At 68.9% G+C, this 20,049-nt stretch carries 21 protein-coding genes and 1 tRNA gene; 18 read left to right on the forward strand and 4 right to left on the reverse strand.

The annotated features are described in order from the left end of the window. The first annotated feature begins 29 nt into the window (after positions 1-29). The 7 genes from hydA to PVT71_RS07780 all read left to right on the forward strand — a co-directional run bounded on the left by hydA (position 30) and on the right by PVT71_RS07780 (position 5,805). Positions 30-1,481, forward strand: coding sequence for a dihydropyrimidinase (hydA, locus tag PVT71_RS07750; protein WP_353471223.1), 1,452 nt, complete (start codon positions 30-32; stop codon positions 1,479-1,481). Positions 1,482-1,550: 69 nt separating this feature from the next. Continuing rightward, a complete protein-coding gene (locus PVT71_RS07755) occupies positions 1,551-2,369 on the forward strand; it encodes an ABC transporter ATP-binding protein (RefSeq protein WP_353473853.1) in 819 nt (272 codons plus the stop codon). 21 nt (positions 2,370-2,390) lie between these two features. Then, positions 2,391-2,630: a hypothetical protein gene (locus tag PVT71_RS07760; RefSeq protein ID WP_353471224.1), complete on the forward strand. Its 240-nt coding sequence runs from the start codon at positions 2,391-2,393 to the stop codon at positions 2,628-2,630. A 17-nt stretch (positions 2,631-2,647) separates the two neighbouring features. Continuing rightward, positions 2,648-3,064, forward strand: a complete 417-nt coding sequence (locus PVT71_RS07765; RefSeq protein WP_353471225.1) for a GNAT family N-acetyltransferase — start codon at positions 2,648-2,650, stop codon at positions 3,062-3,064. Further along, a complete protein-coding gene (locus tag PVT71_RS07770) occupies positions 3,061-3,921 on the forward strand; it encodes an ABC transporter permease subunit (protein ID WP_353471226.1) in 861 nt (286 codons plus the stop codon). The genes PVT71_RS07765 and PVT71_RS07770 overlap by 4 nt, the downstream gene beginning before the upstream one ends. After that, a complete protein-coding gene (locus PVT71_RS07775; RefSeq protein ID WP_353471227.1) occupies positions 3,918-4,757 on the forward strand; it encodes an ABC transporter permease in 840 nt (279 codons plus the stop codon). Before PVT71_RS07770 ends, PVT71_RS07775 begins: the two co-directional genes overlap by 4 nt. A gap of 55 nt (positions 4,758-4,812) precedes the next feature. Continuing rightward, positions 4,813-5,805 (forward strand): ABC transporter substrate-binding protein, encoded by a 993-nt coding sequence (locus PVT71_RS07780; RefSeq protein WP_353471228.1) that lies wholly within the window; start codon positions 4,813-4,815, stop codon positions 5,803-5,805. Between the two features lie 195 nt (positions 5,806-6,000). On the opposite strand, the gene PVT71_RS07785 is transcribed toward PVT71_RS07780, so the two are convergent. Continuing rightward, entirely contained in the window at positions 6,001-6,375 is a 375-nt protein-coding gene (locus PVT71_RS07785) for a hypothetical protein (RefSeq protein ID WP_353471229.1), read from the reverse strand. Between the two features lie 77 nt (positions 6,376-6,452). Here PVT71_RS07785 and PVT71_RS07790 point away from each other — a divergent pair, with 77 nt between their 5' ends. After that, positions 6,453-7,184: a Crp/Fnr family transcriptional regulator gene (locus PVT71_RS07790; protein ID WP_353471230.1), complete on the forward strand. Its 732-nt coding sequence runs from the start codon at positions 6,453-6,455 to the stop codon at positions 7,182-7,184. A gap of 3 nt (positions 7,185-7,187) precedes the next feature. On the opposite strand, the gene PVT71_RS07795 is transcribed toward PVT71_RS07790, so the two are convergent. Continuing rightward, a complete protein-coding gene (locus PVT71_RS07795) occupies positions 7,188-8,210 on the reverse strand; it encodes a LacI family DNA-binding transcriptional regulator (RefSeq protein ID WP_353471231.1) in 1,023 nt (340 codons plus the stop codon). Positions 8,211-8,344: 134 nt separating this feature from the next. Between PVT71_RS07795 and PVT71_RS07800 the strand changes: the two genes are divergently transcribed. From PVT71_RS07800 to PVT71_RS07820, 5 genes are all read left to right on the forward strand, one after another. Next, positions 8,345-8,421: transfer RNA gene (locus PVT71_RS07800), tRNA-Arg, on the forward strand. Positions 8,422-8,518: 97 nt separating this feature from the next. After that, positions 8,519-9,406, forward strand: a complete 888-nt coding sequence (locus PVT71_RS07805; protein ID WP_353471232.1) for a LysR family transcriptional regulator — start codon at positions 8,519-8,521, stop codon at positions 9,404-9,406. A 74-nt stretch (positions 9,407-9,480) separates the two neighbouring features. Beyond that, positions 9,481-10,194, forward strand: coding sequence for an ABC transporter ATP-binding protein (locus PVT71_RS07810; RefSeq protein WP_353471233.1), 714 nt, complete (start codon positions 9,481-9,483; stop codon positions 10,192-10,194). Positions 10,195-10,198: 4 nt separating this feature from the next. Then, complete coding sequence (locus PVT71_RS07815) at positions 10,199-12,559, forward strand: FtsX-like permease family protein (protein WP_353471234.1); 2,361 nt, start codon at positions 10,199-10,201, stop codon at positions 12,557-12,559. Positions 12,560-12,563: 4 nt separating this feature from the next. Further along, positions 12,564-13,802, forward strand: coding sequence for an HlyD family efflux transporter periplasmic adaptor subunit (locus tag PVT71_RS07820; RefSeq protein WP_353471235.1), 1,239 nt, complete (start codon positions 12,564-12,566; stop codon positions 13,800-13,802). Positions 13,803-13,875: 73 nt separating this feature from the next. Here PVT71_RS07820 and PVT71_RS07825 read toward each other — a convergent pair whose 3' ends face one another. Beyond that, entirely contained in the window at positions 13,876-14,121 is a 246-nt protein-coding gene (locus tag PVT71_RS07825) for an accessory factor UbiK family protein (protein WP_353471236.1), read from the reverse strand. A gap of 94 nt (positions 14,122-14,215) precedes the next feature. On the opposite strand from PVT71_RS07825, the gene lgt reads away from it, so the two are divergent. The 4 genes from lgt to PVT71_RS07845 all read left to right on the forward strand — a co-directional run bounded on the left by lgt (position 14,216) and on the right by PVT71_RS07845 (position 17,965). Next, positions 14,216-15,103, forward strand: coding sequence for a prolipoprotein diacylglyceryl transferase (gene lgt, locus PVT71_RS07830; protein WP_353471237.1), 888 nt, complete (start codon positions 14,216-14,218; stop codon positions 15,101-15,103). Further along, entirely contained in the window at positions 15,100-16,164 is a 1,065-nt protein-coding gene (locus tag PVT71_RS07835; RefSeq protein WP_353471238.1) for an SAM-dependent methyltransferase, read from the forward strand. Before lgt ends, PVT71_RS07835 begins: the two co-directional genes overlap by 4 nt. Beyond that, positions 16,161-16,916, forward strand: coding sequence for a peptidoglycan editing factor PgeF (gene pgeF, locus PVT71_RS07840; protein ID WP_353471239.1), 756 nt, complete (start codon positions 16,161-16,163; stop codon positions 16,914-16,916). The genes PVT71_RS07835 and pgeF overlap by 4 nt, the downstream gene beginning before the upstream one ends. A 368-nt stretch (positions 16,917-17,284) precedes the next feature. After that, positions 17,285-17,965, forward strand: coding sequence for a Hint domain-containing protein (locus PVT71_RS07845; protein WP_353471240.1), 681 nt, complete (start codon positions 17,285-17,287; stop codon positions 17,963-17,965). A gap of 36 nt (positions 17,966-18,001) precedes the next feature. On the opposite strand, the gene PVT71_RS07850 is transcribed toward PVT71_RS07845, so the two are convergent. Next, positions 18,002-18,502, reverse strand: a complete 501-nt coding sequence (locus PVT71_RS07850) for an Lrp/AsnC family transcriptional regulator (protein ID WP_194134003.1) — start codon at positions 18,500-18,502, stop codon at positions 18,002-18,004. Between the two features lie 191 nt (positions 18,503-18,693). Between PVT71_RS07850 and trxB the strand changes: the two genes are divergently transcribed. Beyond that, complete coding sequence (gene trxB / locus PVT71_RS07855) at positions 18,694-19,698, forward strand: thioredoxin-disulfide reductase (protein WP_353471241.1); 1,005 nt, start codon at positions 18,694-18,696, stop codon at positions 19,696-19,698. Positions 19,699-20,049 lie beyond the last annotated feature (351 nt).

Raw genomic sequence — 20,049 nt, forward strand, 5'->3', positions numbered from 1 at the left:
CCGGGCACAGAGTTCCAAGGGAGGAAACCATGTCCACAGTGATCAAGGGCGGCACCATCGTCACCGCCGATCTGAGCTACGAGGCCGACGTGCTGATCGAGGGCGGCCGCATCGTGGAGATCGGCCAGAACCTCAAGGGCGACGAGGTGCTGGATGCCTCGGGCTGCTACGTGATGCCGGGCGGGATCGACCCGCACACCCACCTCGAGATGCCCTTCATGGGCACCTATTCGGCCGACGACTTCGACAGCGGCACCCGCGCGGCGCTGGCCGGGGGCACCACCATGGTGGTCGACTTCGCGCTGCCCTCGCCGGGGCAGGGGCTGCTCGACGCGCTGCAGATGTGGGACAACAAGTCGACCCGCGCGCATTGCGACTACTCCTTCCACATGGCGGTGACCTGGTGGAGCGAGCAGGTGTTCAACGAGATGAAGGAGGTGGTGGACCGCGGCATCACCACCTTCAAGCACTTCATGGCCTACAAGGGCGCGCTGATGGTGAACGACGACGAGCTCTTCGCCTCGTTCCAGCGCTGCGCCGAGCTGGGGGCGATCCCGCTGGTCCATGCCGAGAACGGCGACGTGGTGGCCGAGCTCTCGGCGCGGCTGCTCGCCGCCGGCAACAACGGCCCCGAGGCGCATGCCTATTCGCGCCCGCCGCAGGTCGAGGGCGAGGCCACCAACCGCGCCATCATGATCGCCGACATGGCGGGCGTGCCGCTCTACGTGGTCCACGTCAGCTGCGAGGAAAGCCACGAGGCGATCCGCCGCGCGCGGCAGGCGGGCAAGCGGGTCTGGGGCGAGCCGCTGATCCAGCACCTGACGCTGGACGAGAGCGAATACGCCAACGCCGACTGGGATCACGCCGCGCGCCGGGTGATGTCGCCACCCTTCCGCAACAAGACGCACCAGGACAGCCTCTGGGCCGGGCTCGCCTCGGGCTCGCTCTCCTGCGTGGCGACGGATCACTGCGCTTTCACCACCGCGCAGAAGCGCTTCGGCGTCGGCGATTTCACCAAGATCCCCAATGGCACCGGCGGGCTGGAGGACCGGCTGCCGATGCTCTGGACGCAGGGCGTCGTCACCGGCCGGCTGACCCCGCAGGAATTCGTCGCGGTGACCTCGACCAACATCGCCAAGATCCTCAACATCTACCCGCGCAAGGGGGCGATCCTCGTCGGCGCCGATGCCGACATCGTCGTGCTCGATCCCAAGCGCGAGAAGGTGATCTCGGCCAAGGCGCAGCAGTCGGCCATCGACTACAACGTCTTCGAGGGCATGACGGTGAAGGGCCTGCCGCGCTTCGTGCTGAGCCGGGGCAAGGTCTCGGTGACCGAGGGCGCGATGAGCTCGCAGGAGGGCCACGGCCAGTTCGTCGCCCGCCCGCCCGCCGGGCCGGTGAGCCGCGCGCTCAGCTCGTGGAAGGAACTGACCGCGCCGCGGAAGGTCGAGCGCACGGGCATCCCGGCCTCCGGGGTGTGATATAGACATTGCACGACCGGGGCAGGGGGCCAGAAGACGCCCCCGCCCCGCACAGGGAAGACGAAGATGATGACACAGAAAGCGGTCGCCCCGGCGGCGGGTGCCATGCCGGCACAGACGGTGATCTCGGCCGAGGGGCTGAACCTCGTCTACGAGACGAACGACGGCCCGGTACAGGCGCTGAAGGACGTGGACCTGAAGATCGGCAAGGGCGACTTCGTCTCCTTCATCGGTCCCTCGGGCTGCGGCAAGACCACCTTCCTGCGGGTGATGGCCGACCTCGAGACGCCGACCTCCGGCACGGTGCTGGTCAACGGCGTGAGCCCCGAGGCGGCGCGCAAGGCACGCGCCTATGGCTACGTCTTCCAGGCGGCTGGCCTCTACCCCTGGCGCACCATCGGCGGCAACATCCGCCTGCCGCTCGAGATCATGGGCTATCCCAAGGCCGAGCAGGCCGAGCGGGTGAAGCGCGTGCTCGATATGGTCGAGCTTTCGGGCTTCGAGAAGAAATACCCCTGGCAGCTCTCGGGCGGCATGCAGCAGCGCGCCTCGATCGCTCGCGCGCTGGCCTTCGACGCCGACATCCTGCTGATGGACGAGCCCTTCGGGGCGCTCGACGAGATCGTGCGCGACCACCTCAACCAGCAGCTGCTCGAGCTCTGGGCGCGGACCGAGAAGACCATCTGCTTCGTCACCCACTCGATCCCCGAGGCGGTGTATCTCTCGACCCGGATCGTGGTCATGTCGCCGCGCCCGGGCCGGATCACCGACATCATCGAAAGCCCGCTGCCGAGGGAGCGCCCGCTGGAGATCCGCGACACGCCGGAATTCCTCGAGATCGCCCACCGCGTGCGCGAGGGGCTGCGGGCGGGGCACGCCTATGACTGACTATTGGGAGCGGAGCGCGCAATGAACCTTGTGAGAAGTGATCTGGTGGCCATTGTTGAAGCGGTGCTTAAGCACTTGGGTGGACAAGGCACAGTACCAGAGGTTGCCAAAGAGATTTGGTCCAGACACGAACAGCAGCTGAGGGCTTCGGGCGACCTCTTTTATACTTGGCAATACGACATGCGCTGGGCGGCGCAGCGGCTAGCTCACCGAGGAAAATTGACCAAGGTCGATCCAAGGGGCATTTGGCGCCTGCTATGACTTATGGCGAACGAACAGTGAGGCGCGCCACCGAGGCCGACATTCCCGCCTGCGCGGCGGTGGTGAACGGCTGGATCGACGCCACGGCGTGGTTCCCGCGCGTGCACAGCGCCGAGGAGGTCGAGGGCTTCCTGCGCGAGGCCTTCCCCGAGCGCGAGATCTGGGTGATCGGCGATCCGGTCGAAGGGTATCTTTCGGTCGACCCCGGGGCGGGCAAGGTCGGGGCGCTCTACTGCGCGCGCAGCGGCGCGGGGCTGGGCAAGGCGCTGATGGACAAGGCAAAGGAAGGGCGCGACCGGCTCTTCCTGCACACGCATGTGGCCAACGAGGCGGCGCGGCGCTTCTACGCGCGCGAGGGCTTCGTCGAGGCGGGCGCGGTCGATCCCGAGCCGCCGCATGAGTCGCCCGAGCTGCGGATGGAGTGGGCGCGATGAGGAAGGTCCTTCCCGTCCTGACCGTCGTGCTGGCCATCCTGGTGATCTGGTACGGCGCCGCGGTGATGCTCAACCGGCAATGGGTGCTCGACCAGGCGGCGCGGCAGGACCGCGTGCTGACCACCTCTGAGCTGATCGCCGAGACCTGGGCGCAGGACAAGCCCAAGCTGCCCGCGCCGCACCAGGTGGCGGCCGAGCTCTGGGACACGGTGGTGATGAAGAAGCCCACTTCGAAACGCAGCCTCGTCTACCACGCCTGGGTGACGATGAGCGCGACGGTGCTAGGCTTCGGCCTCGGCACGCTGCTCGGCTTCGCGCTGGCGGTGGGCATCGTCTACAACCGGGTGATGGACCGCTCGGTGATGCCTTGGGTGATCGCCAGCCAGACCATCCCGATCCTTGCCATCGCGCCGATGATCATCGTGGTGCTGAACGCCATGGGCATCTCGGGCCTGCTGCCGAAGGCGATGATCTCGATGTACCTGTCGTTCTTCCCGGTGGTCGTCGGCATGGTGAAGGGGCTGCGCAGCCCGGACGCCATGCAGCTCGACCAGATGCGCACCTGGAGCGCCACGCGCGCGCAGGAGTTCCGGCGGCTGCGGCTGCCGGCCTCGATGCCCTATCTCTTCGCCTCGATGAAGATCGCCATGGCGGCGAGCCTCGTCGGTGCCATCGTCGGCGAGCTGCCGACCGGCGCAGTGGCCGGGCTCGGCGCGCGGCTTCTCGCGGGCAGCTACTACGGCCAGACCATCCAGATCTGGTCGGCGCTGCTGATGGCGGCGGCGCTGGCGGCGGCGCTGGTGGGGCTGATCGGGCTCATCCAGCGCATCACCCTCAAGCGGATGGGCATGGCATGAGCTGGATACTCGCAGGGCTGGCCGTCTGGGCGCTGGGGCTCGCGGCGAACATCCGGCTGTCGAAGAGCAGGAGCCGCGCCGCGGCGCTGGCGGTGCCGGTGATCTTCGGCCTGACGCTGGTCTTCGTCTGGGAGGCGGTGGTGCGCGGCTTCGGCATCTCGCCGGTGCTGCTGCCCGCGCCCTCGGTGATCGCGGCGCGTTTCGCCCAGTCGGGCGCGGTGCTCTGGCAGGACTTCGTGCAGACCGTGCTGAAGGGCGCGCTCACCGGCTACGTGCTCGGCTGCGGCGCGGCGCTGCTGACCGCGGTCGTGGTGGACCGCTTCGACTTCCTCCGCCGCGGCCTCTTGCCGGTGGGCAACTTCGTCGCGGCGCTGCCGATCATCGGCATCGCGCCGATCCTCGTCATGTGGTTCGGTTTCGACTGGCAGTCGAAGGCGGCGGTCGTGGTGGTGATGGTGTTCTTCCCGGTGCTGGTCAACGCGGTCGAGGGGCTGGGGGACACCAGCGCCATGCAGCGCGACCTCATGCGCACCTATGCCGCGGGCTACTGGACGAGCCTGTGGAAGCTGCGCCTGCCGGCGGCGCTGCCCTTCATCTTCAACGGGCTGAAGATCGCCTCCACCCTCGCGCTGATCGGCGCCATCGTGGCCGAGTTCTTCGGCTCGCCGATCACCGGCATGGGCTTTCGGATTTCCACCAGCGTCGGGCTCCTGCAGCTCGACCTCGTGTGGGCAGAGATCGTGGTGGCCGCGCTTGCGGGCTCGGCCTTCTACGGCGGCGTGGCGCTGATCGAACGCGCCGCGACCTTCTGGCACCCGTCGCAGCGGGGCCGGTGAAACAGCAACCTGCGGTGCAAAGACAAAGAAACGCGCAATGCAACAGGAGAGACTGATGACCAAGTTTACCGGATGGGGGATCGCCTCGGCGATGCTGCTCGCGGCGGGCGGTGCCCAGGCGGCGGACGAGCTGACGCTGCAGCTCAAGTGGGTGACCCAGGCCCAGTTCGCCGGCTACTACGTGGCCGCCGAGAAGGGCTTCTACGAGGAAGAGAACCTCGACGTGACGATCAAGCCGGGCGGGCCGGACATCGCCCCGGTGCAGGTGCTGCTGGGCGGCGGCGCCGACGTGATGGTCGACTGGCTGCCCTCGGCCCTCGCCGCCCGCGAGAACGGCGCGCCGATCGTCAACATCGCGCAGCCCTTCAAGTCCTCGGGGCTGATGCTGACCTGCCTCAAGGAGCACGGCATCGAGAGCCCGGCCGACTTCCCCGGCCACACGCTCGGCACCTGGTTCTTCGGCAACGAGCTGCCGCTCTATTCCTGGATGTCCAAGCTCGGCTACAAGACCGACGGCTCCGAGGGCGGCGTGACCATCCAGAAGATCAACTTCAACGTCGATCCGCTGCTGCAGAAGCAGGTCGAATGCGCCACCACCATGACCTACAACGAGTACTGGCAGGTGATCGACGCGGGGCTGAAGCCCGAGGACCTCGTGGTCTTCAAGTACCAGGACGAGGGCATCGCGACGCTCGAGGACGGGCTCTACACCACCGAGGCGAACCTTGCCGACCCGGCGATGACCGACAAGCTGGTGCGTTTCGTGCGCGCCTCGATGAAGGGCTGGAAATACGCCGAGGAGAACCCGGACGAGGCGGCCGACATCGTGCTCGAGAACGACGAGACCGGAGCGCAGACCGAAGAGCACCAGAAACGCATGATGGGCGAGATCGCCAAGCTGACCGCCGGCTCGAACGGCGCGCTGGACCCGGCCGATTTCACCCGCACCGTCGAGGTGCTGCTGAGCGCCGGCGCGGACCCGGTGATCACCAAGGACCCGGGCGAGGCCGCCTGGACCCATGCGATCACCGACGAGGCGCTGAAGTAAGCGCGACCCGAGGTCTTGAAACAAATAAGGGGTGGCGCCAGCGCCACCCCTTTCTTCATGAAAACACTTGTCGTTCTGACCGGGGGGAAAACGGGGAAAACCCGCAAGGCAACCGCGGTACTCGTCAAGGACACCCGAGTCCTAGTGTTCCCATGTGACGGGCCCATGACAGGGCCCGCGTCCTGGTGCCGGGGGTCAGGCCGGGCGCGCGCGGCTCAGCGTGCGCAAGAGCTCGGCGCTGTTGAACGGGCGCTGCAGCACCTCGTAGGCGCAATGCTCGCCCTGCTGTTCCGCAGCGTCCCCGGCCAGCGCGATCCGGGTGCCCGCGGCGTGCAGGAGCTGGCCGAGCGGGCTGCGCGGAACCTCGTCCGGCGCCATCTGCAGCAGCGCGACGCCGATATGCCCCTCGGACTGGACGAGCAGCAGCGCCGCCTCCGCGGACTGCGCGCAGACCACGCGCGCGCTCGGGTCATGTTCGGAGATGCTGCGCGCCACGTCCTCGGCGACGAAGGGGTCATTGAGCAGCACGAGAAAACCCGGCGGGGTCCCGGGCAGGTCATCGGGAATCATTCGCGGTCTCCTCTCGAAGCGTCCAATCTGGAACCAATCGGCCGGGGGCGCATTAATCTGCGACATAGGAGGCCGAGATGCGTCAGATTTCCTGCAAGAGCTGCCCGCTGCGTCGCAAGGCGCTGTTCCGGTCCTTCGAGGAGGACGAGCTGGCCTTCATGGAAAGGTTCAAGGTCGGGGAACTGAGCGTCGATCCGGGCACGCACCTGCTGATCGAGGGGGCGAACTCGCCGCAGATCTACACCGTGCTCGAGGGCATGGGGCTACGTTACAAGACGCTCGAGAACGGCCGCAGGCAGGTGATCAACTTCCTGCTGCCGGGCGATCTGACCGGGCTGCAGGCGGGCTTGCTGGGCGAGATGAAACACTCGGTGCAGGCGACGAGCGCGATGCGGCTCTGCGTGTTCAACCGGGCCGATCTCTGGACCCTCTACCGCAAGCAGCCGTCGCTCGCCTACGACGTGACCTGGATCGCCGCGTCCGAGGAGCATTTCCTAGGCGAGACGCTTGCCTCCGTCGGCCAGCGCGACGCGGCGGAGCGGGTGGCCTGGGCGCTGCTCAAGATCTACCGGCGGCTGACGGAGCTGGGGATCGGGCAGGGGGAGCGGGTGCCGCTGCCCTACCGCCAGCAGGATCTGGCGGACGCGCTCGGCCTGTCGCTGGTGCACACCAACAAGACGCTGGCGCGGCTGCGGAAGCGGGGCCTCGCCGAATGGACCGAGGGCGAGCTGCATGTCAGCGACGCCGAGGGCATGGCAGAGCTTGCCATGGCCGATGTCGAGGAACCCGCGCTGCGCCCCCTGCTCTGAGCGTCAGCGGCGCAGCGTGTCGCCGTAGGCGATCTTGGGGGTCAGCTCGACGATGCGCTCGTACTCGGCATCGGGGTTCTCGACGCGCGAGGCGATGATCTCGGCGGCCTTGCGTCCGATCTCGGCCCGGTGCGCATCCATGGTCGCCAGCTGTTTCGGAAGGCCCTGCAGCAGCTCGACGCCGTTGAACCCGGCGAGCCCGATCTCGGCGGGAATCTTGCGCCCCTGCTCCATCAGGTAGAGCAGCCCGCCAGCACCGATCATGTCATTGGAATAGTAGAGGAAATCAATCTCCGGCTCGCGCTCGAGGATGGCCTGCGTCATCTCGCGGCCCTTCTTCAGCGCGGAGCCGCCCGAGTAGAACTCCTGGTCCACCACCTCGACGCCGCTCTTCGCCAGCGCCTCGGTGAAGCCTTCGAAGCGTTTCCGCGCGCGGTGGTCGAGCGGCATCTTGGTGCCGAGGAAGCCGATCTTCTGGTAGCCGGCGCGCAGGATCGCCTTGGCCATCTCGCGCCCGGCGCGGCGGTGCGAGATGCCGACGGCGCAATCCACCGGCGTGCCGTCGATGTCCATGATCTCGACCACGGGAATGCCGCTGGCCTTCAGCATCGCCTTGGCCGCCTCGGTGTGCTCGAGCCCGGCGATGATCACCCCGGAGGGCCGCCACGACAGCATCTCGTAGAGCACGCGCTCTTCCTTCTCGGGAAGGTAGTCGGTGATGCCGACGACCGGCTGCAGCTCGGTGTCCTCGAGCACCGAGGCGATGCCGGCCATCACCTCGGGGAAGACCATGTTGCGCATCGAGGGGATGATAACCGCGACGAGGTTCACCCGCTGGCTGGCGAGCGCGCCCGCGATCTTGTTGGGCACGTAGCCGAGCGCCTTGGCCGCCTCGAGCACCTTGGCCCGGGTTGCCTCGGACACGTCCCCGCGGTTGCGCAGCACCCGGCTCACGGTCATCTCGGACACACCGGAGGCTTCGGAGACGTCTCTGAGGGTGAGGGGACGGGGATCGGTATCGGCCACGGGCGGCTCCTCCAAAGCTCTAAATGCCTGAATGTTAGCCTTTCTGCCGGGGCTTACAAGCACAAGCCGCGACGCGGAGGAATTTCCGCTTGGTGGGTGACAACGCCGTACTCCCGCGCTAATGGAGGGCGGACGGTCCCGTGGCTCAACTGGATAGAGCAGCCCCCTCCTAAGGGGCAGGTTACAGGTTCGAATCCTGTCGGGATCACCACCCTTCCGCGAATTTGTCCCGCCGGTGCCGCGCTGTCGTTGCGCGTGAAAGCACGATAGGTGATCCTGATCGAAATCAGACATCTCGATCGGTCCGCATGATTGCCAAGCTTGAAATGTTCATCGCGCTCGCCCGGGAAAAGCACTTCGGCCGGGCTGCGCTCAGCCTCGGCATCACCCAGCCGACCCTGTCCACGGGCATCCGCCAGCTCGAGGAACAGCTCGGGGTCAAGCTGGTGCAGCGGGGCTCGCGCTTTGGCGGGCTGACCCCCGAAGGACAGCGCGCGCTGGTCTGGGCGCGGCAGATTGTCGGCGACACGCGCCGCCTGCGCGACGAGATGCGCGCCTCGCGCGAGGGGCTGGCGGGGCACCTGCGGCTGGCGGTGATCCCCACCGCGCTGACCTGGGCCTCGACGCTGGCTGCGCGGTTCAACGAGCGCCACCCGCGGGTGACCTTCACCGTGCTCTCGCGCGCCTCGGCCGACATCCTCGCGATGCTCGACGACCTCGAGATCGACGCCGGCATCTCCTATCTCGACAACGAGCCGCTGGGCCGGGTCACGACGCGCCCGCTCTACCGCGAGGCCTATCACCTCGTCTGCCGCGAGGATCACCCGCTGGCCCGGCGCAAGGCGCTCGACTGGCGGGAGCTGGACGGGCTGAAGCTGTGCCTGCTGACCCCGGAGATGCAGAACCGCCGGATCATCAACCGCCAGTTCATGGAGGCCGGGGTCGAGCCGGTCTCGCCGATCGAGTCGAACTCCACCGTGGTGCTCGTGAGCAACGTGCTGACCGGCGACTGGGTGACGATCCTGCCGACCGACCTCGCGCGCTTCCTCGCCGAGGGCAAGCCGCTGTCGCTGGTGCCGCTGGCCGCCGACAGCCGGGCGCACGAGGTCGGGCTGATCGCGCCGTGGCAGGAGCCCTACACGCCGGTGCTGCAGGCGCTGCTCGACGAGGCGAAGGCGCTGGCGCGGCCCGGCTGAGGGCGAAGCATTTGATCCGGCTCAAGACAACGGGCGCGGACCTGCCCTAGGGTGGCGGCAGAGGAGGGCCGCGCGTGCCGAAGCAGCTGCCGATCTACCGGGCCGAGGGGCTGACCCGCGTCTATGGCGAGGGCGCGTCCGCCGTACATGCGCTGCGCGGCGTCGACCTCGAGCTGCCGCCGGGCGAGATCACCGTGCTGCTCGGCCCCTCGGGCAGCGGCAAGTCGACGCTGCTCAACATCCTCGGCGGGCTCGACCGCCCCAGCGCGGGCAGGGCGTGGTTCCGCGGCGAGGAGCTGACCGCCATGCCGGACCGGGCGCTCACCCGCTACCGGCGCGACCACCTGGGCTTCGTCTTCCAGTTCTACAACCTCATGCCCTCGCTCACCGCCGCGGAGAACGTGGCGCTGGTGACCGAGATCGCGCGCGATCCGATGACGCCGGAGGAGGCGCTGACGCTGGTCGGGCTCGGCACGCGCAAGGACCATTTTCCGAGCCAGCTTTCGGGCGGCGAGCAGCAGCGCGTCGCCATCGCCCGCGCGGTCGCCAAGCGGCCGGAGGTGCTGCTCTGCGACGAGCCGACCGGGGCGCTCGACAGCGCGACGGGGCGTGAGGTGCTGGCGGTGCTGCAGCTGCTCAACCGCAGCCTCGGCACCACGGTGATGATCGTCACCCATGCCGCCGCCACCGCCGGGATGGCCCACCGGGTGATCCGCTTCGCCGACGGGGCGATCCGCTCGGTCGAGCGCAACGACGCGCCGCGCGCCGCGGCCGAGATCGAGTGGTGAGGCGATGAGCACGCTCGACCGCAAGCTCTCGCGCGACCTCTGGCGGATGAAGGGGCAGGCGACGGCGATCGCGGTGGTCATGGCGCTCGGCGTGATGATGCAGGTGATGATGGCGGGGCTGGTGGTCACGCTCGACGAGACCCGCCGCGGCTATTACGAGCGCTACCGCTTCGCCGAGGTCTTCGCGCCGGTGACCCGCGCGCCCGCCCACGTCCTGCATCAGGTCGCGGCGATCCCCGGCGTGGCGCGGGCCGAGGGCCGCGTCCCTGGCATGGCGCGGGTCGAACTGCCGGGCAGGGCGGTGCCGGTGTCGGCGCGGGCGCTGTCGCTGCCCGATCACGCGGAGCCGGCGCTCAACGCCATCCGCCTGCAGCAGGGGCGGCTCTTCGAGCCCGGCGCGCCCGAAGAGGTGGTGCTGCTCGACACCTTCGCGGCGGCGCATGGGCTGAGGCCGGGGGACCGGCTGCAGGTGGTGATGAACGGCGTGCGCCGCGGGCTCAGGATCACCGGGCTCGCCCGGTCGCCCGAATTCCTCTACGCCGCCGCGCCGGGAGAGATGGTGCCGGATGACGCGCGCTTCGCCGTGCTGTGGATGTCGCAGACCTCGCTCGCCGCCGCCTTCGACATGAAGGGCGCCTATTCCGAGTTCCTCGTCACGCTCACCCGGGGCACCGAGCCGCGCGGGGTGATCGCGGCGCTCGACCGGGTGCTGAAGCCCTGGGGCGCGGCGGGGGCCTACGACCGCGAGGACCAGTTCTCGCACCGCTTCGTGTCGGAGGAGATCAGCGGGCTGCGCGACACGGCGGCGGCGATCCCGCCTGTCTTCCTCGGCATCGCGGCCTTCCTGCTCAACATCGTCATCGCCCGCATGGTGCAGGCCGAACGCGAGGAGATCGGGCTGCTGAAGGCCTTCGGCTACCGCGGGACCGAGATCGGCGCGCATTACCTCAAGCTGGTGCTGGCGATCGCGGTCGCCGGGGCGCTGCTGGGGGCGCTGCTGGGCATCCTCGGCGGGCGGGCAATGGTGCAGCTCTACCTGCATTTCTACAAGTTCCCCTTCCTCGTCTTCCGGCTCGATCCCGGCGCGCTGGCGCTGGGGTTGGTGGTAAGCGTGCTGGCCGCCGCGGCGGGCGGCGCGGTGGTGCTGCGCCGCATCTTCGCGCTGCAGCCGGCCGAGGCGATGCGCCCTCCGACCCCCGCCGACTATCGCCGCGCCGGAAGGTGGGCGCGGGCGGTCAGCCGGCTCGACCAGCCGACGCGCATGGTGCTGCGCCGCTTCACCCGGACCCCGTTCCGCATGCTGGGGGCGGTGGTCGGGATCACCTTCGGCATGGGGCTCTCGGTCGGGATGCTGACCATCCACGCGGGCTTCAACCAGGCGGTGGCGCTCAGCTTCGACGTGCTCGACCGGTCGGAGGCGAGCGTGACCTTCACCCATGCCGTGTCGCAGAAGACCCTGCTGGAGCTCGCGCGGCATCCGGGCGTGCTGCGCGTCGAGGGCACGCGCTCGGTGCCGGTGGTGCTGCGCAATGGCCGCCTGACCCATCGCGGCGCGATCACCGGACTGCCGCCCGAGCCCGAGCTTGTCCGCGCGCTGACGCCGGACTTTGCGCCGATCGCGCTGGACGGGCCGGGGCTGGTGCTGAGCTCGGCTCTGGCGCGGAAGCTGAAGGCACGGGCGGGGGACGTGCTGACGGTGGAGGTGCGCGAGGGCGCGCAGCCGGTGCTGCGCCTGCCGGTCACCGGCGTCTCGGAGACAGTGCTCGGCGCGCCCGCCTACATGGCGCTCGAGGCGCTGGACCGCGCCCTGTTCGAGCCGGGCCGCATCTCGACCGCCGCGCTGCGTCTCGACCCGGCGCAAGCCGAGGCAGTGCAGGCGTGGCTGCGCGACCTGCCGGTGGTGGCCGGGGTGAGCCTCAAGTCCGAGGCGCGCGAGGCCTTTGAGCGGGTGATGAACCAGGGCACCGGGGCGACGCGCTTCGTCATGGCGGCGGTGGCCTTCACCATCACCTTCGGCATCATCTACAACGCCGCCCGCATCGCGCTGGCCGAGCGGGCGCATGACCTCGCCAGCCTGCGGGTGATCGGCTTTTCCAGAGGCGAGGCGGCCTACGTGCTGCTGGGCGAGCTCGGGCTGGTGACGCTGCTCGCGCTGCCCTGCGGCGCGCTTCTCGGCTGGGGCATCGCGCACATGCTCGCCGCCGCCTATTCCTCGGACCTCTACACCATCTCGGTGGTCTTCCGGCCCGCCGCCTTCGGATTCGCCGCGCTGGTGGTGATCTCGGGCGCGGTGCTGTCGGGGCTGCTGGTGAAACGCGACGTGGACCGCGCCGACCTCGTCGCGGCACTCAAGGCACGGGACTGACCTCATGGCATCGAACCGCCCCCGCAACCGAACGCGCCTGTTCCTCGGCCTCGGCCTTGCGCTTCTGCTCGGGCTGGCGTTGGCCGCCGCCTTCTGGCCGCGCCCCGAGCTGGTGGACATCGGCAGGGTCACGCGCGGCCCGCTGGTGGTGACCATCGACGAGGAGGGCAAGACCGAGGTGCGCGACGTCTACGTGGTGACGACCCCGGTCGCCGGGCGGCTGCTGCGGGTGCAGGGAGTGGACGGCGACGCGGTGAAGCAGGGTGACGTCGTGGCGCACATGCGGCCCGCCGCGCCCTCGGTGCTGGACCTGCGCACCCGCGAGCAGGCGCGGGCGGCAGTGGCCGCGGCGCAGGCGGCGCTGCTGCAGGCCAAGGCCGAGGTGAACGCGGCGCAGGCGGACGTGGAGCTGTCGGTCTCGGACCACGACCGGGCCAAGGCGCTGGCGGCGCGCGGCACGATCTCGACCGCGGCGCTCGATCAGGCGCGCACCGCGGCGCTGGCGGCGCAGGCGCGGCTCGAGACCTCGCGCGCCGCGGTGGCGATGCGCGAGGCGGAACTGGCCAACGCGCAGGCGCAGCTCATCGGCTTCGACGACCAAGGGCTGGCCGAGGCGCTGGTCGAGGTTGGATCCTCGGACATTCCGCTGCGCGCGCCGGTCGATGGCCGCATCCTGCGCGTCGTCGAGGAATCCGAGACCACGCTCGGGGCCGGCGCGCCGGTGCTCGAGATCGGCAATATCGAAGAGGACCTGCAGGTCGCGGTGGACCTCCTGTCGTCGGACGCGGTGCAGGTGGTGCCCGGCGCGCGGGTGATGCTCGACGACTGGGGCGGGCTGGGCACGCTCGACGCCGTGGTCGAGCGCATCGCGCCGTTGGGAAGCACCGAGGTCTCGGCGCTGGGGGTCGAGGAGCAGCGCGTGCGGGTGATCCTGCGCTTCACCGCCCCGCCCGAGACGCGCGCGGCGCTGGGGCACGGCTACCGGGTGCTGGCGCGGATCGTCACATGGGAGGCGCAGGACACGCTGCAGATTCCCCAAAGCGCCGCCTTCCGCGAGGGCGGGGAGTGGGCGGTGTTCCGGGTCGAGGGCGGGCGCGCCGAGCAGGTGCCGGTCACGCTCGGGCAGGGCAACGGCGCGCAGGTGCAGGTGCTGGACGGGCTGGGGGAGGGGGACGAGATCGTGCTCTACCCGCCGGCGGATCTGGCGGATGGCGATCTCGTGGCGCAGCGGCAGGCGGGGTGAGCCGCGCGGGCTGCGACCCGGGGCAAAGCGCCCCGGGGCAAAGATTCAGACAGGGCGGGCTGCCCGGCGCGGGTCAGGCCTGACCCTTCTCCAGCGCGTCGAGCCGCGCCTTGAGTGCCTCGTTCTCCTCGCGGGCCTTCTGCGCCATGGCGCGGACCGCGTCGAACTCCTCGCGGGTCACGAAGTCGCGATCCGCCAGCCAGCGGTCGATCACCGACTTCACGGCCGTTTCTGCCTCTTCCTTCGCGCCCTGTGCCACGCCCATCGCGTTGGTCATGAGCTGCGAGAGATCCTCGAATACCTTGTTGCGCGTCTGCATTGGGCTCTCCGTCATATGCTTGCCCTCTATATGGGCCGGGAACCCCGCCGTCACAAGGTTGACTTCCCGCGGAAACTCCCGGCACACATCGCGCATGAGAGCCGCCATTCCCTTTCCGCCCCTGTCCTCCGAGGTCTTCTCGATCTCGGTCTTCGGCATGGAATTCGCCCTGCGCTGGTACGCGCTTGCCTATATCGCGGGCATCATCATCGGCTGGCGCATCGCCGTCGCCGCGGTGAAACGCGTCCGGCTCTGGCCGGGCGACACGCCCCCCATGACCCCCGCGCAGGTCGAGCAGCTGCTGACCTGGGTGATTCTGGGCATCATCCTCGGCGGGCGGCTCGGCTTCGTGCTGTTCTACCAGCCCGCCTACTACCTGACCCACCCGGCCGAGATCCTGATGGTCTGGCACGGCGGCATGTCCTTCCACGGCGGCTTCCTCGGCGTGCTGATCGGTTTCCTCGGCTTCTGCCTGAAGAACCGCATCCCGCTTGGCTCCACCGCCGACATGCTGGCGATTTCCGTGCCGCCGGGCCTGCTGCTGGGGCGCATCGCCAACTTCGTCAACGCCGAACTCTGGGGCCGCCCGACCGAGCTGCCCTGGGGGGTGATCTTCCCCGGCGAGGCGGCGCAGTCCTGCGGGCAGGCGCTCGGCGAGATGTGCGCGCGGCATCCCTCGCAGATCTACGAGGCGCTGCTGGAGGGCGTGCTGCTCGGCGGGCTGCTGCTCTGGCTGGCGCTGCGCAAAGGCGGGCTGAAGACGCCGTGGCAGCTGGCCGGGGTCTTCCTCGCGGGCTACGGCATCGCGCGCTTCCTCGTCGAGTTCGTGCGCCAGCCCGATGCGCAGTTCGTCTCGCCCGGCAACCCGCTCGGCCTTGCGTGGCACGTCGGCGGCTACGGGCTGACCATGGGCCAGATGCTGTCGCTGCCGATGCTCCTCGTGGGCGTCGGCCTCATCCTCTGGGCGCGGCGGCGCGCATGAGCGCGCTGCTGCCGCTGCTTCAGGCGCGGATCGCGGCCGAGGGGCCGATGACCGTCGCCGAATACATGACCTGGTGCCTGCTGCACCCGCTGCACGGCTATTACACCACCCGCGATCCGCTGGGCGCGCAGGGCGATTTCACCACCGCCCCCGAGATCAGCCAGATGTTCGGCGAGCTGCTCGGCCTCGCGCTGGCGCAGAGCTGGATGGACCAGCGCTGCCCCTCTCGGATCATCCTCGCCGAGCTGGGGCCGGGGCGCGGCACGCTGATGGCCGATGCACTGCGCGCCATGCGGGCGGTGCCGGGGCTGATCGAGGCGGCGGAGCTGCACCTCGTCGAGGCCTCGCCGACGCTGCGCGCCGAGCAGGCCAAGCGGCTCGGAGGCTTTGCGCCGCGCTGGCACGACAGCCTTGCCGACCTGCCCGAGGGGCCGCTCTTCCTGATTGCCAACGAATTCTTCGACGCCCTGCCGATCCGTCAGTTCCTGCGCGACGGCGATGGCTGGCGCGAGCGCGTGGTGGGCTGGCACGAGGGGCGCCTGTCCTTCGGCCTCACCGACATCGCGCCGCAAGCCATGCTCGAGCACCGGCTGGCGGACACCCGGCAGGGCGATCTGGTCGAGACCTGCGCCCCGGCCGAGGCCATCGTGCAGGAGGTCGGGCGGCGGGTTGCGGGTCATGGCGGGGTTGCGCTCATCGTCGACTACGGTGACTGGGGCAGCCTTGGCGATACGCTGCAGGCGGTGCGGGCGCACCGCAAGACCGATCCGCTCGACGCGCCCGGCGAGGCGGACCTGACCGCCCACGTGGATTTCCGGGCGCTTGCAGGGGCCGCGGACCCGGCCTGCCATGCGCCGCTGACCGCGCAGGGCGTGGTCCTCGAGCGGCTCGGCATCACCGAGCGGGCGCGTGCGCTTGCCACACGGCTCTCCGGCGCTGCGCTCGACAGCCACGTCAGCGCACATCGCCGGTTGACGCACCCCGGTGAAATGGGAAGTTTGTTCAAGGTTCTGGCGCTGCATGCGCCGGACGCACCGACGCCGCCCGGATTGGATACATGACGCTCGAAATCATCACCGCAGACTCGCTCGCGCCGCTCAGACACGGGTTCTTCACCCGCAAGGGAGGTGCGTCCTCCGGGGTGTTCGCCGGGCTCAACTGCGGACCGGGCTCGTCCGACCAGCGCGAGATCGTGGCGATCAACCGATCCCGCGTGGCGCAGGCCATGGAGGTGCCGGTCGAGGCGCTGGTGACCGTGAGCCAGGTGCATTCGCCGCGGGTGGTTACCGTGACCGGCCCGCTGGCCGAGCCGCGCCCCGAGGCCGACGGGCTGGTGACCAACCAGCCGGGCATCGCGCTTGCCGTGCTCACCGCCGACTGCCAGCCGGTGCTCTTTGCCGATGCCGAGGCCGGGGTGATCGGCGCCGCCCACGCGGGCTGGCGCGGGGCGCAGGCCGGAGTTCTGGAAGAGACGGTCGATGCGATGATCGCCCTCGGCGCGACGCGCGACGGCATCCGTGCGGTGATTGGGCCGACGATCAGCCAGCGCGCCTACGAGGTCGGGCCCGAGTTCTTCGACGAGTTCATGCTCGAGGATCCGCAGAACGGACGGTTCTTCGCGGGCGGGAAGGGGGATCGCGTGTTGTTCGACCTTCCGGCCTATGGCCTGCACCGGCTGCGCGCCGCCGGGGTCGAGGCGGAATGGACCCGCCACTGCACCTATACCGACGCCGAGCGCTTCTTCTCGTTCCGCCGGGCGACGCATCTGCGCGAGGCCGATTACGGCCGGCTGATCTCTGCTATCCGCCTCTGAGGCGCGGGCGGCTCCGGTCCGTCCCGGATCCTTTGCCACGATTCGTCCGGGCCTCCGGCGAATTGTGGCGGCGAGGTTCTCGATTTCCCTACAATCGCATTCCCGCTGCGGCATTGGCTCCTGCAGACCGATGAAATTCCACTAAATTTTGACAGAAATGCCAGAATGCGGCCTGATCAAGGCCAGTCGATTAGACGTCCTTCTGTCGTTGTTGGTGGGGGCCAGCACGGATGTGACAGCCTCTGCCAAGGGATGTTGATATGACCAGTGTTCATCACGCGGCCCGGCGCCGCGAAGATGATTTTTCGCCAGTTTCTCGCAATCCGGTTTCTCTCCGGACCGGGCGGCCTCGTCGCGCAGGCTCTCTCATGCGCAAGTACGAGGTCGCCGCCTTGCTGCCCGACCTGTCGCTCTCGATGAAGCAGCAGGTGGCCCCGGCGCTGCCGCTCTTCGAAGACGCCTGCTCGGCCTTTGCCCGCGGAACGCTGATCCAGACAGTGCGCGGCCCCGTCGCCATCGAGGACCTGCTTCCGGGCGACTATATCGAAACCAGCCGCGGGGTGCAGTCGATCACCTGGATCGGCTCGACCACCTACGTGCCCGGCGTGGCGAGCGAGGACAGCGGCCTCGACTCGCTCACGCGGATCACCGCAGAGGCCTTCGGGCTCGGCCGTCCCGGCGTCGACCTGCTGCTGGGCCCGGCCGCGCGGATGGTGGTGAGCCGCCCGCGGTTCAAGGCGCTGCTTGGCCAGGACAGCGTGCTGGTGCCCGTCGCCGGCGAGGCGGACTGGGACCGCATCGTGCCGGTGACCCCCGTCGGGGGCGTGCAGCTCTATCACCTGATGGTGCAGCGCCATGCGACGATCCGGGTCGGCGGGCTCGAGATGGAGACCTACCATCCGGGCACGGCGCTTCACGGCATGACCAGCCAGAACCTGCGCGCCCTTTTCCTGTCGATGTTCGACAACCTGCACGAGGTCCAGGATTTCGGCGAGCTGTCGATGACCCGCTCCTCGCGCGAGGCGGTCGACCGTCTGCTGGCGAGCTGATCCGAACTTTCCGGGAGATTTGGGGCCGGTCCGCCGTCAGGCGGTCCGGCTCAGCCGTTCCTCGAGCACGTCGAAGGGCACGCCCGGCTCGTCCTTGGCGCCGCGGATGACCAGCGAGGTCTTGACCGAGGCGACGTTCGGCGCGGTCAGCAGCTTCTCGGTCAGGAAGGCCTGGAAGGTGGAAAGATCCGGCGCCACGCATTTCAGGATGAAATCCACCTCGCCGTTCAGCATGTGGCACTCACGCACGAGCGGCCAACTGCGGCAGCGGTCCTCGAAGGCGCGCAGGTCGGCCTCGGCCTGGCTCTGCAACCCGACGCTGGCGAACACCTGCACCTCGAAGCCGAGTTCGCGGGAATCGACCTCGGCGTGGTAGCCCCTGATGAACCCCTGCTCCTCGAGCGTGCGCACGCGGCGCAGGCAGGGCGGCGCCGAAATGCCGACCCGTCGGGCAAGTTCGACGTTGGTCATGCGGCCATCGGCCTGCAGTTCTGCCAGAATCTTCCGGTCGATGGGATCAAGCCTGTGGGCGGGCATGCGTCTTCCTTGAGCTTTTCGCGAATATTATACCAGATGGGATATCGCCGCAATAATCTTTCATAATCTTGAAAGATTCTTAACGAGACGACATTCCGGGGGAGAAGCGGGGCGCGCGGGGTTTGCGTCGCCGCCGCGCGTGGCTATATGCAATTCCCAAACCGAATGCCATAGCTCGCGAGAGGCTCCCCATGTCCGACACCCGCCACACACGGCTCCTCATCATCGGCTCCGGCCCGGCCGGCTATACCGCCGGCGTCTATGCGTCGCGCGCGATGCTGTCGCCGCTGCTGGTGCAGGGTCTGGAACCCGGTGGCCAGCTGACCACCACCACCGAGGTCGAGAACTGGCCCGGCGAGACCGAGATCCAGGGCCCCGACCTGATGGTGAAGATGGAGGCGCATGCGCGTGCCATGGGCTGCGAGATCATCGGCGACATCATCAGCTCGCTCGACCTCGGCCAGCGTCCCTTCGTGGCGCAGAGCGACAGCGGCACCACCTACACCGCCGACGCGGTGATCCTCGCCACCGGCGCGCGGGCGAAATGGCTGGGCCTGCCGACCGAGGACGCGTTCAAGGGCTTCGGCGTCTCGGCCTGCGCCACCTGTGACGGCTTCTTCTACCGCGGGCAGGAGATCGTGGTGATCGGCGGCGGCAACACCGCCGTGGAAGAGGCGCTGTTCCTCACCAACTTCGCCAGCAAGGTCACGCTGGTGCACCGCCGCGACGAGCTGCGCGCCGAGAAGATCCTGCAGGAGCGCCTGTTCAACCACCCCAAGATCGAGACGCTCTGGCATCACCAGCTCGAGGAAGTGGTTGGCGACGACATGCCCAAGGGTGTGACCGGCGTGAAGGTGAAACACGTGAAGACCGGCGAGATCAGGGAGATCCCCGCCAAGGGCGTGTTCATCGCCATCGGCCACGCGCCGGCGTCGGAACTGGTGAAGGACCAGCTCGAGACGCACATGGGCGGTTACGTGGTGACCAAGCCCGGCACCACCGAGACCTCGATCCCCGGCGTCTTCGCCGCGGGCGACCTGACCGACCACAAGTACCGGCAGGCCGTGACCTCGGCGGGCATGGGCTGCATGGCCGCGCTCGAGGCCGAGCGCTGGCTGGCCGAGCAGGGGCTCGATGCGGGCAAGGACACCACCGAGCCGCTCGGCTACGGCGCGCCGGTGGAGCAGGCCTCCTGAGCCATCGCGACGGCTGACAGGATCAGGGGCGCGGCGCCGCGGGACGGTGCCGCGCCCTTTGCATTTCCGCGCGCCATATGGATGCGACGCGCGACTGTCTTGCGAATGTCGCGAGAGGGAATTCGATGTGGTGCGATTGGCGCACCTTTCGGAATTCCTTGAAATTCCATTGATCTAATTTCTTGCCGTCGTTTGACAGATTTTTAAGTATCCCGCCTGTATTGCTTTGCGATCGAAAAGGGGGGCTGTTCGAAAATGAATGAGGTTGGCTCCCCGAGTGAAATGGGGAGAGGATAAATGGTGAATGTCAGGAATTTCGGGTCTACCGCTTCGGGCCGTCAATCGGAGAGC

Origin of the sequence: Salipiger sp. H15, assembly GCF_040409955.1 — a bacterium.
In the GTDB taxonomy this organism is placed as follows: domain Bacteria; phylum Pseudomonadota; class Alphaproteobacteria; order Rhodobacterales; family Rhodobacteraceae; genus Salipiger.

Coding starts and splice junctions, on each gene's coding strand:
- PVT71_RS07825 (WP_353471236.1), bottom strand. CDS start 14,121: ATGCAGACGCGCAACAAGGTATTCGAGGATCTCTCGCAGCTCATGACC.
- PVT71_RS07760 (WP_353471224.1), top strand. CDS start 2,391: ATGAACCTTGTGAGAAGTGATCTGGTGGCCATTGTTGAAGCGGTGCTT.
- PVT71_RS07815 (WP_353471234.1), top strand. CDS start 10,199: ATGAGCACGCTCGACCGCAAGCTCTCGCGCGACCTCTGGCGGATGAAG.
- PVT71_RS07845 (WP_353471240.1), top strand. CDS start 17,285: ATGCGCAAGTACGAGGTCGCCGCCTTGCTGCCCGACCTGTCGCTCTCG.
- lgt (WP_353471237.1), top strand. CDS start 14,216: ATGAGAGCCGCCATTCCCTTTCCGCCCCTGTCCTCCGAGGTCTTCTCG.
- trxB (WP_353471241.1), top strand. CDS start 18,694: ATGTCCGACACCCGCCACACACGGCTCCTCATCATCGGCTCCGGCCCG.
- hydA (WP_353471223.1), top strand. CDS start 30: ATGTCCACAGTGATCAAGGGCGGCACCATCGTCACCGCCGATCTGAGC.
- PVT71_RS07755 (WP_353473853.1), top strand. CDS start 1,551: ATGACACAGAAAGCGGTCGCCCCGGCGGCGGGTGCCATGCCGGCACAG.
- PVT71_RS07780 (WP_353471228.1), top strand. CDS start 4,813: ATGACCAAGTTTACCGGATGGGGGATCGCCTCGGCGATGCTGCTCGCG.
- PVT71_RS07770 (WP_353471226.1), top strand. CDS start 3,061: ATGAGGAAGGTCCTTCCCGTCCTGACCGTCGTGCTGGCCATCCTGGTG.
- pgeF (WP_353471239.1), top strand. CDS start 16,161: ATGACGCTCGAAATCATCACCGCAGACTCGCTCGCGCCGCTCAGACAC.
- PVT71_RS07820 (WP_353471235.1), top strand. CDS start 12,564: ATGGCATCGAACCGCCCCCGCAACCGAACGCGCCTGTTCCTCGGCCTC.
- PVT71_RS07785 (WP_353471229.1), bottom strand. CDS start 6,375: ATGATTCCCGATGACCTGCCCGGGACCCCGCCGGGTTTTCTCGTGCTG.
- PVT71_RS07790 (WP_353471230.1), top strand. CDS start 6,453: ATGCGTCAGATTTCCTGCAAGAGCTGCCCGCTGCGTCGCAAGGCGCTG.
- PVT71_RS07850 (WP_194134003.1), bottom strand. CDS start 18,502: ATGCCCGCCCACAGGCTTGATCCCATCGACCGGAAGATTCTGGCAGAA.
- PVT71_RS07835 (WP_353471238.1), top strand. CDS start 15,100: ATGAGCGCGCTGCTGCCGCTGCTTCAGGCGCGGATCGCGGCCGAGGGG.
- PVT71_RS07805 (WP_353471232.1), top strand. CDS start 8,519: ATGATTGCCAAGCTTGAAATGTTCATCGCGCTCGCCCGGGAAAAGCAC.
- PVT71_RS07775 (WP_353471227.1), top strand. CDS start 3,918: ATGAGCTGGATACTCGCAGGGCTGGCCGTCTGGGCGCTGGGGCTCGCG.